This is a genomic window from Alkalispirochaeta americana (assembly GCF_900156105.1).
Classification (GTDB): domain Bacteria; phylum Spirochaetota; class Spirochaetia; order DSM-27196; family Alkalispirochaetaceae; genus Alkalispirochaeta; species Alkalispirochaeta americana.
This window is the reverse complement of sequence record NZ_FTMS01000003.1, coordinates 166,775-180,436: the sequence shown is the minus strand read 5'-3', so window position 1 is coordinate 180,436 and position 13,662 is coordinate 166,775. Positions and strand designations below refer to the sequence as shown.

At 57.6% G+C, this 13,662-nt stretch carries 13 protein-coding genes; 5 read left to right on the top strand and 8 right to left on the bottom strand.

Annotated elements, in window-relative coordinates; genetic code table 11:
• Positions 1-15: 15 nt before the first annotated feature.
• The 8 genes from BW950_RS03615 to BW950_RS03580 all read right to left on the bottom strand — a co-directional run bounded on the left by BW950_RS03615 (position 16) and on the right by BW950_RS03580 (position 8,510).
• Positions 16-1,059, bottom strand: coding sequence for a FecCD family ABC transporter permease (locus BW950_RS03615; RefSeq protein ID WP_076487921.1), 1,044 nt, complete (start codon positions 1,057-1,059; stop codon positions 16-18).
• A complete protein-coding gene (locus BW950_RS03610) occupies positions 1,040-2,011 on the bottom strand; it encodes an ABC transporter substrate-binding protein (protein ID WP_076487920.1) in 972 nt (323 codons plus the stop codon). Before BW950_RS03610 ends, BW950_RS03615 begins: the two co-directional genes overlap by 20 nt.
• Entirely contained in the window at positions 2,008-2,904 is an 897-nt protein-coding gene (locus tag BW950_RS03605) for an ABC transporter ATP-binding protein (RefSeq protein ID WP_083943688.1), read from the bottom strand. The genes BW950_RS03610 and BW950_RS03605 overlap by 4 nt, the downstream gene beginning before the upstream one ends.
• A gap of 95 nt (positions 2,905-2,999) precedes the next feature.
• The gene (locus tag BW950_RS03600) at positions 3,000-3,956 is read right to left on the bottom strand and encodes a nucleoside hydrolase (protein WP_200796783.1); all 957 of its coding nucleotides are present in this window, start codon (positions 3,954-3,956) and stop codon (positions 3,000-3,002) included.
• A gap of 69 nt (positions 3,957-4,025) precedes the next feature.
• Entirely contained in the window at positions 4,026-4,904 is an 879-nt protein-coding gene (locus BW950_RS03595; protein ID WP_076487919.1) for a carbohydrate ABC transporter permease, read from the bottom strand.
• 65 nt (positions 4,905-4,969) lie between these two features.
• Positions 4,970-5,716: a carbohydrate ABC transporter permease gene (locus BW950_RS03590; protein ID WP_159438709.1), complete on the bottom strand. Its 747-nt coding sequence runs from the start codon at positions 5,714-5,716 to the stop codon at positions 4,970-4,972.
• Positions 5,717-6,008: 292 nt separating this feature from the next.
• Positions 6,009-7,328: an ABC transporter substrate-binding protein gene (locus BW950_RS03585; protein ID WP_083943686.1), complete on the bottom strand. Its 1,320-nt coding sequence runs from the start codon at positions 7,326-7,328 to the stop codon at positions 6,009-6,011.
• A 75-nt stretch (positions 7,329-7,403) separates the two neighbouring features.
• On the bottom strand, positions 7,404-8,510 hold the full coding sequence (locus BW950_RS03580; RefSeq protein ID WP_076487916.1) for a DUF3187 family protein: 1,107 nt from the start codon (positions 8,508-8,510) through the stop codon (positions 7,404-7,406).
• A 328-nt stretch (positions 8,511-8,838) separates the two neighbouring features.
• Between BW950_RS03580 and hydG the strand changes: the two genes are divergently transcribed.
• Genes hydG through hydF form a run of 5 tightly spaced genes read left to right on the top strand, consistent with a single transcriptional unit; the run spans position 8,839 to position 13,652 of the window.
• Complete coding sequence (gene hydG / locus BW950_RS03575) at positions 8,839-10,410, top strand: [FeFe] hydrogenase H-cluster radical SAM maturase HydG (protein ID WP_076487915.1); 1,572 nt, start codon at positions 8,839-8,841, stop codon at positions 10,408-10,410.
• Entirely contained in the window at positions 10,403-11,533 is a 1,131-nt protein-coding gene (gene hydE / locus BW950_RS03570; protein WP_076487914.1) for a [FeFe] hydrogenase H-cluster radical SAM maturase HydE, read from the top strand. Before hydG ends, hydE begins: the two co-directional genes overlap by 8 nt.
• Positions 11,526-12,128: a hypothetical protein gene (locus BW950_RS03565; RefSeq protein WP_076487913.1), complete on the top strand. Its 603-nt coding sequence runs from the start codon at positions 11,526-11,528 to the stop codon at positions 12,126-12,128. Before hydE ends, BW950_RS03565 begins: the two co-directional genes overlap by 8 nt.
• Positions 12,112-12,411, top strand: a complete 300-nt coding sequence (locus BW950_RS03560; RefSeq protein ID WP_076487912.1) for a TM1266 family iron-only hydrogenase system putative regulator — start codon at positions 12,112-12,114, stop codon at positions 12,409-12,411. Before BW950_RS03565 ends, BW950_RS03560 begins: the two co-directional genes overlap by 17 nt.
• Positions 12,408-13,652: a [FeFe] hydrogenase H-cluster maturation GTPase HydF gene (hydF, locus tag BW950_RS03555; protein ID WP_076487911.1), complete on the top strand. Its 1,245-nt coding sequence runs from the start codon at positions 12,408-12,410 to the stop codon at positions 13,650-13,652. The genes BW950_RS03560 and hydF overlap by 4 nt, the downstream gene beginning before the upstream one ends.
• Positions 13,653-13,662: the final 10 nt, after the last annotated feature.

Sequence of the window (13,662 nt, the reverse complement as noted above, 5' to 3'; positions counted from 1 at the left end):
TACAGGCTCCTGCATCTATTGTGTGCTGCCGTGGCCGCCTTCCCGTCCTCGATGGACCAAAAGAAGGATAAAGAAGGGAGCTCCCAACGCCGCCGTGACCACCCCCACGGGAAGCTCAACGGGCATAAAGACAGTTCTGGCGCAGAGGTCAGCCACCAGAAGCAGAAAGGCTCCCATGAGAGCCGAAAAGGGCAGAAGCACCCGACTGTCATTGCCCACGACAAGGCGACTGATATGGGGGGCCACCAGACCGACGAAACCGATTGTTCCTGCCACACTGACAGCACTTCCGGCCAAAGCCGCCGCCAGAGCAATAAAGAGAAATCGCAAGGCCCCTATGTTGCTCCCCAGACCGGATCCCATCTCGTCCCCCAGGGGGAACAGGTTCAGTTTGGGGCTCAGAAAAATTGCCAGGACAATTCCCGGCAAGCTGTAGGGAGCGACAAGAGCGACATGGTTCCAACTGCGTCCCGAAAGGCCTCCAATGAGCCAGGTGTAGGTTACGTCCAGGTCATCGCTGTGAAGCACCATGATTCCCGAGGTGATCGCGTTCAAAAGGGCCGAAATGGCGACTCCCGCCAGGATGATCGTTACTGTTCCCCCTCCTGCATCGAGCGCTCTGGGCCAGGCAGCCAGGGCATACACCAGGGCGGCCGCTCCCAAGGCTCCTGCGAAAGCTGCCGGAGGAACAAAATGAAGGTGTCCCGGCAACACCACCATCACCAGAACAGCAAAGAACCCCGCCCCCGCCGAGACACCGATGATGTTGGGTGAGGCCAGGGGGTTTCTCAACACCGCCTGCAGGAGACAGCCCGCCACGGCCAGATTCATCCCGCAGAGGGCTGCCACCAGGGCTCTGGGCAACCGGATATTTCTGATAACCTGGAATGCCAGGATCTGCGGGCCCTGAGCCTGACCAAAGAGGGCACGAACCACCTCGGAAACGGTAAAACTGATCGTTCCGGAGTTCAGGCTGAGCGCCACTGCCAGCCCGGTGGCCAGAAGCAGCGCTGTGAAAGCCAGCCCGAACGACCTGGGATCAGTTGTTGCTGATAACATCAGCGGTGATCCGCAGGGCTTCTTCGCTGGAAAGGTTGCCCGGGTTCACGCGTTGGGGCAAAACAAAGACCTGACCCTGCCGGACAGCTCTTACCCCCTGCCAGAGAGGATTATCCAGGTAATAGGTGCGAAGCCACTCCAGATTCCGTTCACCACTTCCGGCCGACCGAATCACCAGAATATCGGGATCAGCCTCGGTTATGGCCTCGATATCGTAGGTGACAAAGGTGGACCGGCCAGAGCCGGGGAGGTTCGCGGGAACCACATTCTGTATTCCCAGCGAAGGAAGCAGCGCTCCGTAGAGACCAGTGGGCTGAGCCGCCTGAATCATCTCGCTTCCGCCCTGGACAATTATTCCCCGCTCGTAACCCAGGGGAGCAATCTGCTGCTGGACCTCCTCGAGGACCGCCGTGATGTGTTCACAATAGACAGCAGCCTCCTGTTCCCGCCCTGTCAACTGGGCAAAGAGAAGAATCCGATCGGTGAAAAAATTGTCACCCTCAAAGGAGGGGTCAACAAAGGCAACAGTTGCTCCCATTGATTCCAGCATTTCCGTCATTTCTGAATGCTGCCGCACATTTGCAATAATCAGATCCGGTTCAAGGGCCAGGATCGCCTCGATATCGGGGCTTCCCTGACGCCCCAAGCTGGGGAGGGCGTTCATTTCGGGACGGTTATTGTACTCCTCCACTTTTCCCACGGGAACAAGGCCGATGGCATACAACTCTTCCATAAACTGTCGGGAGAGTCCCACGATCCGCTGGGGAGGAGCTTTCAGATAAACGTCCCGACCCAGATGGTCTGTGACAACCCATCCCTGAAGCCCCCCTTCCCCGAGAGAATCTTCTGCCGATTCTGTTCGGCCGAAGGAACTGAAAAGTGTCACTGTGAGAATCACCGTCGCCAGGATTACCCAGAGGGGCGTCCTCTTTTTCTGATGGGTCTTGGTCATGATAGCACTCCTTCTTTCTCTGTTGTGGTTTTGACTGAGCTTGAAGGCCCGGTCCTTCTCATCTTGCAGGGGCACAGGGGAACCACCACCGATCGCTCTCCCTCTCCGACAGAACAGAGACAGGTGCGGACCCCGTAAACCTCCTGGAGGCAATCCTCGTTGAGAACGCTCTCGGGACACCCCCGGCTGTAAATTCGTCCCTCTTTCATGACATACACGCGGTCGCACACGGCCATGGCGTGATTTACATCGTGGAAAACGGCAATCAGGGTTTTCCCCATCGTCCGTTTCAGCTCGGTGAGCACCTCCAGGACCGCCCATTGGTGACGCAGATCGAGATAACTCACCGGTTCGTCCAGAAGAATGAGGGGCGTATCCTGGGCTATGGTCATGGCGATCCAGGCCCGCTGACGTTCCCCTCCCGAGAGTTGATCCAGGGGCTTGTGCTGGAGATCCAGAAGCTGTAACTGCTCCAAGGCCTGGTGTACTGCCCGGCGGTCCTCTGCTGACTGATGCCACCCCGTGACCGAATAGGGATTCCTTCCCAAAATAACCAGCTTTCTTACGGTGATTCCCGGCACATCAAGCTGATGCTGGGGAAGAAAACTCACATGCCGAGCCCGTTCCCGCGGTGCAAGCCCGGACTTTGATGAGGACCCATAGTGAAGTGAGCCCTGGTGAGACTTCAGGACTCCCGCAATACACCGTAGAAGGGTGGATTTTCCGCACCCGTTAGGGCCCAGCAATCCAATGATCTCCCCTCTTCCGGCGGAGAGAGAAATCTGGTGGAGAACGTTTTTTCGTCCATAGGAAAAGGAGATGTCCCGGCAACGAAAGAGCAGGGGCTCTTCCCGGGACTCGGGAACATGAATATCGCCAGGATCGTGCAACATACTAACTTTGTTTAAAGAGATTCTTATTGTTTGTCAAGACTAACTGATGGAATAAAAAAAGCCCCTCCCTCCTTTTGCTGCGGGAGGGGCTTCCTCTACCCTTTTCCCTGAACCGCCTCGTCCAGGGTGATGAAGGCTCTGCGGAGCATCGCGATGAAGGCCGGGGTATTCACTTCCAGGGCGACCGCAACGTTTGGCTCCTCTCCGGTAATATTATAGAGGTCCACCACAGTCCGTCCCCGGGTGTGGGTGCCCTGTGTTTCGATCGCTACATGATGATGGCCTGCCTTCAGAAGCGAGGGGTCGATCACAGAGGCCACAGCCAGTGCATCGTGGATGGGAGCGCCCTCGATCCCGAACACATCCTTGTTGGCTTGTGCAAAAAACTCCAGCAGAGGAGCGGCTACGGACGAAACGGGACCTCCCAGGCGAGCCAGTTCCTCTATCTCGCTGAAGGTCATCACTGCCTTGTTGGTGACATCGAGCCCCACCATAGTGAGAGGCAGCCCCGCAGAAAAGACAACGTCGGCGGCTTCGGGATCAACAAAGATATTGAACTCTGCAGCGGGAGTGAAATTGGAGTCCAGGGCAGCGCCCCCCATGAGAACGATCTGCTCAATCCGTTCCTTGATAGCAGGGTTCTTGAGAAACAGGAGCGCGATGTTTGTCAGAGGCCCTGTGGGAACGAGGGTCACCTTTTCGGGGGATTCAAGTATCAATTTTTCCAGAAGATCCAGGGCATGGCCTGGCCAGGGCTCCACCCCGGGAAGGGGGAGTTCTGCACCATCCAGTCCTGAAGAGCCATGGATCTCGGGGGCAATTATCAGATCCCGCAGAAGGGGTTTGTCAGCGCCCCGGGCAACAGGAATATCCCCCCGGTTGATCAGCGTGAGCACCCGCAGGGCGTTCTCGAAGGTCTTGTGACCCTCCTGATTACCGGCGACGGTAGTTACCCCCAATAACTTGATGGATTTGCTGGCGCAGGCCAGCATAATAGCCACCATGTCGTCGTGTCCGGGATCACAGTCGATGATTATTGGTTTTGGATTCACTGTTCTATACGTTCCTTTCCAGGGGTCTGGCCAAAGCTTCAGCGAAGGCTTCAGCAAGAGCCAGAGGCCCTACCCTTTCATCCCACCCTGTGTGAGACCACTAATAATGAACCGCTGAAACACAAGAGCGAGCAATACCGGAGGGAGGACCCCCACAGCAAGCCCGGCCGCCAGCAGGCGATACTCGATTGCAAACTGCCCGAGGAACATGGACATTACTACCGGCATGGTGCGGGCAGCGGCGGTACTGGTGAAGAGCAACGCATAGAGAAACTCCCCCCAGGAGAAGAGAAAGGATATCAGCATCACCGAGATGACCCCGGGAATCGCCATGGGAAGAAGAATTCGCCAAAATGCTCCGAACCGTGTACAGCCGTCAACCCGCGCGGAATCTTCCATCTCCTTATCGATCATATCGAAGTAATTATTCATGATCAGCGTCACCCAGGCCATACAAAAAGACGTGTTCATGATAATCAGGGGTAAGTAGGTGTCCAGAATCCGCAATCGATGAAAGAGGATGAACATGGGCACCGCCAGCGTGACCTGCGCCAGCAAGCGGCTGCCCAGAATGAGTACATAGGCGACGTTTTTTCCGGGAAAATCAAGCCGGGCAAGCGCGTAGGCCGCGACAGTTCCAAGAACAAGGGCCAGAAGGGTTGAGGTTGCCGCAACAATGATGCTGTTCATGAGGGAACGCCGGTACATTTGGGCTGCACTGCGTCCCGTAGCACCCTGGACCTCGGCAAACCCCAAAACCTGGGCGTAGGCAATCGGCGATGCATCGCGAGGAACCATGGTGGGGATCATTTTCCCTGCAATATGGCGTTGAGGCGTGACACTCATCACCCCTATCCAATAGAACGGAAGCAAGACCGCCAGAACGATTCCAACAATAATCAGCCGATGTACGACCTTTAGCCAACCTGACAATTTCTGTGTATTCATGAATTCCTTCGCCTTGTGTGTAAAAATTGATGTGCCGCCACACATCCCCGGGACCAGCCCCAGGATCAGGCAGGCTTCTTCTCGCGCAACATTCGCACATACCCCACGGTTATGAGAGCCGTGAAAAGAAAAAGTATGAACGCCACCGCCGCACCCCGACCGTGACGAAGGAAGATAAACGACTCCTGATAGGCATAGTACGAGAGCACCCGGGTGGAATCACCAGGGCCACCTTTTGTAAGAATGAAGATGAGATCAAAGGCGTGAAAGACAAAAATGGTGCGCATGATCAGCGCGACCAGTACAACGGGCTTCATAACGGGAAGGGTAACATACAAGAACTGTTTCCACCGGTTTGCACCATCCACCAGCGCAGCTTCGTACATGGAACGCGGGATCGCCTGCAGGCCGGCGAGAAAGATCATTACCGTGATGGGCGTAAACTTCCAGGAATCGACCAGAACCACCATGGTTATCGCGAGAAACCGGTCAAGAAACCAGTTCATCTCACCCTGCACTAACCCCAGAAGTCTCAGGGTCGCGTTAAAATACCCATCGGTGGAGGAAAGAAATCGACTCCACATGATACCCACCAGGGAGGTCGGTATCGCCCAGGGGATGAGAATGAGGGATCTTACAAAGTTTTTTCCGGCAAAGTCCACATTGAGAGAGAGGGCAACGATCATTCCTATAACCATCTGAAAAACGATCGTTCCCAGGGCAAAATAAAGGGTTGCTCCCAAGGCAGCCTGAAGATGCCCTGACTCAAAGATTGTCACATAATTCTGGAACCCAACGAAGCCGCGGTTCATAAGACCGCGAATATCCTGCGTACTGAGAAACAGGACGTACAATATGGGCAGAACAGCTGTACAGAGGATCAGGATGAACGTGGGAGCCATCATTACTGCACCAAGCTGTCGTTCCGAAAGATCCTTGGTTTTCAAAAGCGCCACCTCTGGATGAGAGCCGGGAAATGTCCCCGGCTGGAAGAAGATATCTCCGACACCTCCCGGAAGAGGTGCCGAAGACAGTACAATTTACTTCTGTCCTAATACTTGTTTTACACGGGATGAGCCCAAAAGAGCTTCCCCCGGCGTGACCTCAGAGGCCTTCCCTGTCAAGCATCCGCTGAGCGGCTGCCTGGGCCTGATTCAGCGCTTCCTCGGGGGATCGGTCGCCAAGAAGAGCCAGATGCATAGCCGGTGTAAAGATGTTATTCCGGAACTCGGAGTACCAGGTCAGGAAGTGACTTGGCCTGAGGCCTGCTTCCTGGATCTGCCGCTGGAACGTCTCCACCAGGGGATACTCTTCCGGGGGAAACTCGTTAACCAGCGGGGGCTGATAGAGCGCCTTGATTGTTCCCTCTGCACCACCCTGCTGGCGCATGACTCCACGGGCTCCTTCCTCGCCCTTCATGTACTGCAAAAGCTTGAACGCCCATTCGGGGGAGCGGGAAGTGGGAGAAATTGCATACCCTCCGCCACCAAGAACGGTATAGGCCTCCCGCACAATCGACGGAATCGGGGCCACAGCCACATCGTTCACAATAGACGATTGCTCGGGATCTGTTGCCCTGCCCCAGATGAAGTTCCAGTTGATCTCGAAAGGCTGATCACCGGCGAGGAAGAAATGGAAGTTGTCCCAGTCGCTGGTCTCCAGGGCTGCCCGTGGCACAATTCCTTCGTCCAGGATTTCCTTCATGTAGGTAAGGGCGTTGATTCCGGCTTCGCTGTTGAAGGTGAACTCAGTGCGATCTTCGTTCATCCACTCGCCGCCGAACAGTTTCAGCATGATATCAAACTGAACCATACCGCATTCGCCGCCGGCAATCCAGCCGGGGAAAAACCCGTAACTTGCAAGGCCCTGGTCGATTGCTTCCCGGGAGATCTGCAGCATCTCGTCGAATGTGGCGGGAGGCTCGTTGTAGCCAAGTTCTTTCAACATTGCTGCGTTGTAGAAGAAAGAGACCGATGCTGCGGTACTGGGAAGCCCCCAGAGCTTGCCGTCGTGGGATGTAAGAAACTCCCGGGTAATATCGAAATATTTCTCGGTCATCGCATCAAGCTCGGCATCGGTGGCCAGATCGTTCAAAGGGATAGCCATTCCGACCCCACCCAGCTCGGCGTGCCAGGAGTTGCTCATCATGTAGAGATCTATGGGAGTTCCCGCTGTGATACCCGTTGTGATCTGACTCCAGAGCTGACCATAGGGGAACTCCAGCCATTCCACTTCGATCCCATAGGTATCCTCGAAAACCTGCGCCGCCGGGCCAAATTGAACCACGTCAATGTCCAGGGCGATGATCGTTAGCTTCTCGGGTTTTTCTGCTGGAGCCGGCGCCTCGGCCCGCCCTCCGGAAAACGCCGGGAACCCGAAGCCAACAACAGCAACGGCGACCATACAGAATAATTTTTTTGCCATACACACTCCTCCTGTTTTTTTCTAGTATGACGGTAAACCGCTTTTACCGACCTGTCAAGAAAAGGTTTTCACAAATTATATTCTCCGATTCCATCCAAGGTGAAACCCGATATCCGTGGCCGCGAAGGTAAAAAACTCTTCGGTAAAACTCAGCTGCAGAACATCCCTCTCTGACAGGGCCAGACGGGTTCCCACATTCACTGTCGCGCTATGGCGGTCCGTTCGGTCATAGCCGAGACGGAAAGGACTGGTTGAACCGGAGACAGTCACAACCAGGGAAGCGCGATTCCCCAAGGCCCGCCCAAGGGTTGCATCGAAGGGAACGATCAGGGGGTGAAAGTTGCCGGACCCCAGGTAGGCGGGCCGGGAGACGGCAGCAACCCCTCCGGCAAACTCCCCTGTCCAGGGACCACTTTGATATCCTCCGTAGAGGCGAAAAGCCCCCGAGGGGAAGTTTGCCGAAAGGGGATGCCTTCTCTCGCCCACGGGAACCGGCTGCGCTCCCAGAACCCCCAGGGAGAGGTGAAAAACCCCCGGCCCCAGCGACCTTCGCGAGAGGATCGCCTGGCGAACCTCCACCGAAAGGTGAACCAGAGGCAAGAGAGGGCCTTTCTCGTCGAGTATTCGCTCGTCATCCTGAAAAACCACCATCCTGCAACTATAGTGAGGGCGTATTTCCCGGCTTCCGTCGGGAAACCCGAAGAAATGATGGAAGTTCGAGATATGGGGGTCCATGGCCCCTCCAAAATGCCAGGAGATGTCAAACCCGAGGTGAGCCTCCCTGCCGCCCGGAAGACCTTGAGCCCAGGCTATCCCGCTGTAGAGGGCTTCCGAATCCAGCTCCAGATCTACCGTGGTTCGATCACTCTGAAGCCCTTCCATGGTGAAGTTGTTCCCCCAATGAACAGCGGAGGATATCTCCTGCTCTCCCGGCTCCAGGAGTGCCGACCGGCGGGCAGGGAGAGGGGGCACGGCAAGAAAGAGAGGATGCATGTTCCGGCCCACCAGGGGAGCCAGAAGCATCTCCTGTCTGACCCGGGAATCGGGCTCGGGAGCAGACTGCGGGGATTCCCCGGCCACGGCGGGCAGGCTGGTGAGGAAGAGGATCAGGGAGAGCTCCAGGACGGGCCTGAATCGGGTGAGACCAACTCTGATGAAGCGGTGGCTGCAGAAAAGCATCATGGGCGAATTTACCACATCCCCAACCAGAATGCACGAAGATCGATTAACCCCGATTAACCTCAATAAACCCGATCAAGCGGGAAATTTTCTAGCCAGCGGATCTCCCTGGATAAACAGGGCTTTTTATATCTATATAAACTATTGACAATACCTTCGATGGATGGTGTAATGATCGAAGAGGAATAGCTGAGGAACCGTTCCGACTCCGGTGCGCCGAAGTTGCCAGGAACAGCTCCAAGGCGTCTGGATTGTACTGATCCCACGGGGCATCCCCAAGGGAAAAGGGACTCTCCTGAAACACACAACAGTTTTATCGAGAGGATGTGCCATGGCGATCTCAGCCCCAGCCCGCGACCTCCAGTGGTCCCGGAGCATTGTAAAACCCCAAGAAGTAGAGAAATACCTGGACAGCCAGGGCCAGGACTTTATTGATGAGCAGGCGATCTTTCGTGCCCTGGAAGAGACGCGAAACCCCGATCCCCGGACCGTGCGAGATATCCTGGACAAGTCCCGGGCTATTCAGACCCTGACACCCCGGGAAACGGCGGTTCTTCTGAACGTGGAAGACCCGGAGATGCTGGAAGAGATGGCCCAGACCGGGCTGGAGATAAAACTCAAGGTCTACGACAACCGGATCGTCACCTTTGCGCCCCTCTATATGGCAAACCACTGCGTGAACAGCTGCAGCTACTGCGGCTTTCGCCGGGAAAACACCGAGATGCACCGGCGGCACCTGACCATGGAAGAGATTCGCCGCGAGGCATCGGCCCTGGCGGGGTCTTTCGGCCACAAGCGGTTGGTCGTGGTCTACGGCGAGCACCCCCTCACCGACATCGACTATCTTGAGGAAAGCATCAACGCCGTCTATGGTGTGCGCGTCCCTACTCGTCGGGGCCACGCCAATATCCGCCGGGTAAACGTGAACTGCGCGCCTCTGGATATCACCTCCCTGAAACGGCTCCGCGAGGTCGGCCTGGGAACGTACCAGGTCTTTCAGGAGTCCTACCACCGCGACACCTACCGCCGCGTTCACGGAACGAAGAGTCTCAAGGCAGACTACCGCTGGAGGCTCTACGCGATGCACCGGGCGCAGGATGCCCAGGTGGACGATGTGGGGCTGGGCGTGCTTTTCGGCCTCTACGACTGGAAGTTCGAGGTTATGGGGCTCCTGAGCCATGTCCGGGCCCTGGAAAGCACCGACTGCGGGATCGGCGCGCACACCATCAGTTTTCCCCGTCTTGAACCGGCTCATAACGCGCCCCTGACTCGCTCAAGCCGCTACGCCGTGAGCGATGCCGATTTTCTGAAGATCATCACCGTCCTTCGCCTGGCCGTGCCCTACACAGGGCTCATCTGTACCGCCCGGGAAACCCGGGACATCCGGAATCAGGCGGTGCTTCGGGGCATAACCCAGATGGATGCCTCCACCAGAATAGGGTTGGGAGCCTACAGCTCCGGCCACCAGAATGACCTCGGGGCGATCCCCTCGGAGCAGCCTGCAAAGGGAGATCAGGCCGGCCGGGACGCCTACAGCCAAAAAGAAGAAGAACAGCAGTTTCTCCTGGGGGACCCCCGCACGGTGGAGGAGCTGGTTCGGGATCTGGCCTCCCTGGGGTTCATCAGCAGCTTCTGCACCGCCGGATACCGGATCGGCCGCCGGGGAGAGCGAATCATGCGTCTTCTGCGGAGCTGCAGCGAGGGAAACTACTGTAAACTCAACGCGATTATAACCTTCCGGGAGTGGCTCGACGATTTCGCTACCCCCGAAACGAGAAAGATCGGCGAGGCATTGATCCAGCAGGAGCTGGCGGGAGCAAAACAAAGGACGCCTGCGTTGCACACAAAGTTTCTGGACTATTACAAGCGAACCAGCGAAGGCGCGAGGGATCTCTATGTCTGATACGATTGTTCCCCGGGGAACCTTCTCCCTGGAGGAGCTGGAAGAACTTCTTCTGGGCCGCTGGCCGGGAGGAGACGCCGCCCTGGCAGCCCGGGCACGGCAGGTCATGGCCGATGAGGTGGGAGAAGAGGTCCGCCTTCGGGGGCTCCTGGAGTTTTCCAACCGGTGCACCAGCGACTGCTACTACTGCGGGATTCGTCGCTCCAGCAGGAGCGATGACCAGGGAGCCCCTCTTGTCCGGTTCGATCTTTCCGAGGAGGCAATCCTGGAAGGGGCTCGTCTCTGCCTGCAGGAGGGATACGGCTCCATGACCCTCCAGGCAGGAGAACGCCGGGACCGACCTTTTATCGATTTTGTCGAAGGGGTGTTGCGACGGATAAAGGAGGAAACGGTCACTCCCGATCTTCCCCGGGGGCTGGGAATTACCCTCTCCGTGGGAGAGCAAACCCGGGAGACCTACCGGCGTTTTTTTGACGCCGGAGCACACCGCTATCTCCTGCGGGTCGAGACCAGCAACCCTCGCCTCTTTGCCCGACTCCACCCCCCGGAACAGCCCCTGGAGCGGCGACTCCAGGCACTGGAAGATCTCAGGGCCGAAGGGTTCCAGGTTGGAACGGGCGTGATGATCGGCATTCCGGGCCAAACCTCACGGGATCTGGCCCGGGATATCATGTTTTTCCGGGAGATCGATGCCGACATGATCGGCATGGGGCCCTATATTGAGGCTGCAGGCAGCGCCCGGGAGGAGATGCACCGCCAGGGACTTTTGCCCGACACCAGCGGTGCAGAACGATTGCGCCTCTCCCTGCGGATGATCGCCGCCACACGACTCGTTTTGAGGGATGTGAATATCGCTGCCGCCACGGCCCTGCAGGCCCTTTCACCGACAGGACGGGAACAGGGACTCGCCTTTGGCGCCAACGTACTAATGCCAATCGTTACTCCCGGTGGTCAGCGCAGGGCCTACCAGCTCTACCAGGGAAAACCCTGCGTGGAGGAGACGGCTCGGGAGTGCATTTCCTGTACTCCCCGCCGTGCGGCCTGGGCCCGGCGCCCTGTGTCGTATCATTCCTGGGGAGACGCCCCCCACGCCCGGCGGAAGGAAGGAGTATTCCATGACTGAGCTCGAGTTCACCCTCTTTGCCCCCTCTCTGGAAACAGGTGATTTAGTGATGATGGAGAGGATACCCGCAGCCAGGGAGCCCTCGGAGACGATCCCCGGGGTAATACTCCGGTTCCTTGATCCTGCCAAACCGATTCTCTTTTACCGGGTTCCTCCCGGGGGGGATTCGGCGGGACTTGAGTTTCTTCAGGATCTCCTCTACTCGCCCGATACTCCCTTTCCAGTGGGTCACTGCTCGTTCTGGCAGCCCCGGAAGACGCCACCAGAGGCGGAGAATTTTCTAAACCACCTGGAAGAGATTGCCGGGTTGCCGCTCCGGAGAGAAGGCGATCTCTTTGACGCCTACGCTACAGGTGTCCTGGGCAACCACTATCCTCTTCCCCACTCGTCTCCTTTGGTTGAAGATCCCCGGAACGTCTCGACCTGGACCGCTGCAGTAGCAGCTCTCCTTGGCGTGCAAACCCGGGATTATCAGGTTCTGCGGGAAGAATCTCCTGCTGAATCCGGAGCCTCCAATGAAGATGAATCACTCAAGGATCAGACATCACCTGAACCATCCCGAACAGGAGGGAGCCACCATGGAAACAAGGGCTGAACAAAACAAGCGCTACGGCTTTGTGGGCATTATCGTAGAAAACCGCCACCGCCTGGGAGCACGGATAAACCAGATCCTTTCGGCTCATGCCGACTGCATTGTTGGACGTCTGGGTCTTCCCAACCTTGAGGAAGGATCAATCTCGATCATAACCCTCATCGTTCGCGCCACCACCGACGAGATGGGCTCTCTCAGCGGAAAGCTTGGAGCGTTGCCCGGTGTGACGGTGAAAACGGGGCTTCAGAGTCTTCCCGGCACGGCCCTCACCGAGGAAACCCCATGAGCAGAGGACCACAGGGAACTCCCAGGGCCATGCGGCCCCACATTGTCCTGGCAGGAAAGTGCAACGCCGGAAAATCGGCTCTGATGAACGCCCTGGTGGGTCAGGATCTGGCTATTGTCTCGCCCACCCGAGGAACCACAACGGATCCCGTACTCCGCTCGTCGGAACTTCTGCCCTTTGGACCCGTGGTGTATGTGGATACGGCCGGTCTGGACGATCGAGGTGCCCTGGGGTCTGCCAGGAACAAAAAAACCCGTACCGCCGTGGCAGGGAGCGATCTGACGCTCTACACGATACACCCCGACCGCTGGGACACGGAAGATCTGGACCATCTCGTATCCTGCGCGAGCCAGCGGACTACCCTGGCGGTGGTGACCCACAGCGACACCACCAGACCCGGACAGGAGTTTCTTCGGGAGTTGCAGCGGATCACCGGCCGCCCGCCCGCCGTAGTTTCCTCAGCTTCGGGCGAGGGAGTATGGGAGCTCCGGGATGAGCTGGCCCGAATTCTTGAATCTGCCCGGCAAAAAGAGGAGAAGCGAGGGGGCCGGCAGCTTCTGGAGGGGCTGATCGGGCCTGCTCGCCTGGTGCTTCTGATCGTCCCCATCGATCTGGAGGCTCCGGCGGGACGCCTCATTCTGCCTCAGGTCCAGACGATCCGCGAGGTCCTCGACGGAAACGCTGCAACACTGGTGGTGAAGGATCAGGAGCTGCCCTGGGTGCTGGACCAGCTGAAGCACCCCCCCGATCTGGCGATAACCGATTCCCAGGTGGTGGACCGGGCAGCAGCGCTACTCCCTCCCGAGGTGCCCCTCACCACCTTCTCGATCCTCTTTTCCCGTCTCAAGGGAGACCTCCCCGCTTTTGTGGAGAGCGTCTATCTTCTGGATCGTCTTCCCGCAGGCTCACGAATCCTTATCACCGAGAGCTGCAGCCACCAGGTTCAGTGCGACGACATCGGCCGGGTGAAGCTGCCCAAATGGATACGGGCCTACACCGGGAAAGAGCATCACCTGGAAGTAACGGGCGGAACCTTCCCCGAAGAGCTTGATTGCTACGATCTGATCATCCATTGCGGGGGGTGCATGATTACCCGGCCACAGATGCTGGCCCGCCTGGAAGATGCCCGCCTGGCCGGAGTGGGCGTGACAAATTACGGGGTGGCCATATCGCACATGCAGGGAGTCCTGGAACGAGTCCTGGAACCGTTTAACCTGAATGGGGCCGCCCGGTCGGCCTGAGCCGCGAAAC

Bases quoted from the DNA above. Each gene is read 5' to 3' on its own strand.
- BW950_RS03585 (WP_083943686.1), bottom strand. From the start codon at position 7,328: ATGGCAAAAAAATTATTCTGTATGGTCGCCGTTGCTGTTGTTGGCTTC.
- BW950_RS03615 (WP_076487921.1), bottom strand. From the start codon at position 1,059: ATGTTATCAGCAACAACTGATCCCAGGTCGTTCGGGCTGGCTTTCACA.
- BW950_RS03565 (WP_076487913.1), top strand. From the start codon at position 11,526: ATGACTGAGCTCGAGTTCACCCTCTTTGCCCCCTCTCTGGAAACAGGT.
- hydF (WP_076487911.1), top strand. From the start codon at position 12,408: ATGAGCAGAGGACCACAGGGAACTCCCAGGGCCATGCGGCCCCACATT.
- BW950_RS03605 (WP_083943688.1), bottom strand. From the start codon at position 2,904: ATGTTGCACGATCCTGGCGATATTCATGTTCCCGAGTCCCGGGAAGAG.
- hydE (WP_076487914.1), top strand. From the start codon at position 10,403: ATGTCTGATACGATTGTTCCCCGGGGAACCTTCTCCCTGGAGGAGCTG.
- BW950_RS03560 (WP_076487912.1), top strand. From the start codon at position 12,112: ATGGAAACAAGGGCTGAACAAAACAAGCGCTACGGCTTTGTGGGCATT.
- BW950_RS03595 (WP_076487919.1), bottom strand. From the start codon at position 4,904: ATGAATACACAGAAATTGTCAGGTTGGCTAAAGGTCGTACATCGGCTG.
- hydG (WP_076487915.1), top strand. From the start codon at position 8,839: ATGGCGATCTCAGCCCCAGCCCGCGACCTCCAGTGGTCCCGGAGCATT.
- BW950_RS03610 (WP_076487920.1), bottom strand. From the start codon at position 2,011: ATGACCAAGACCCATCAGAAAAAGAGGACGCCCCTCTGGGTAATCCTG.
- BW950_RS03590 (WP_159438709.1), bottom strand. From the start codon at position 5,716: ATGAACCGCGGCTTCGTTGGGTTCCAGAATTATGTGACAATCTTTGAG.
- BW950_RS03580 (WP_076487916.1), bottom strand. From the start codon at position 8,510: ATGATGCTTTTCTGCAGCCACCGCTTCATCAGAGTTGGTCTCACCCGA.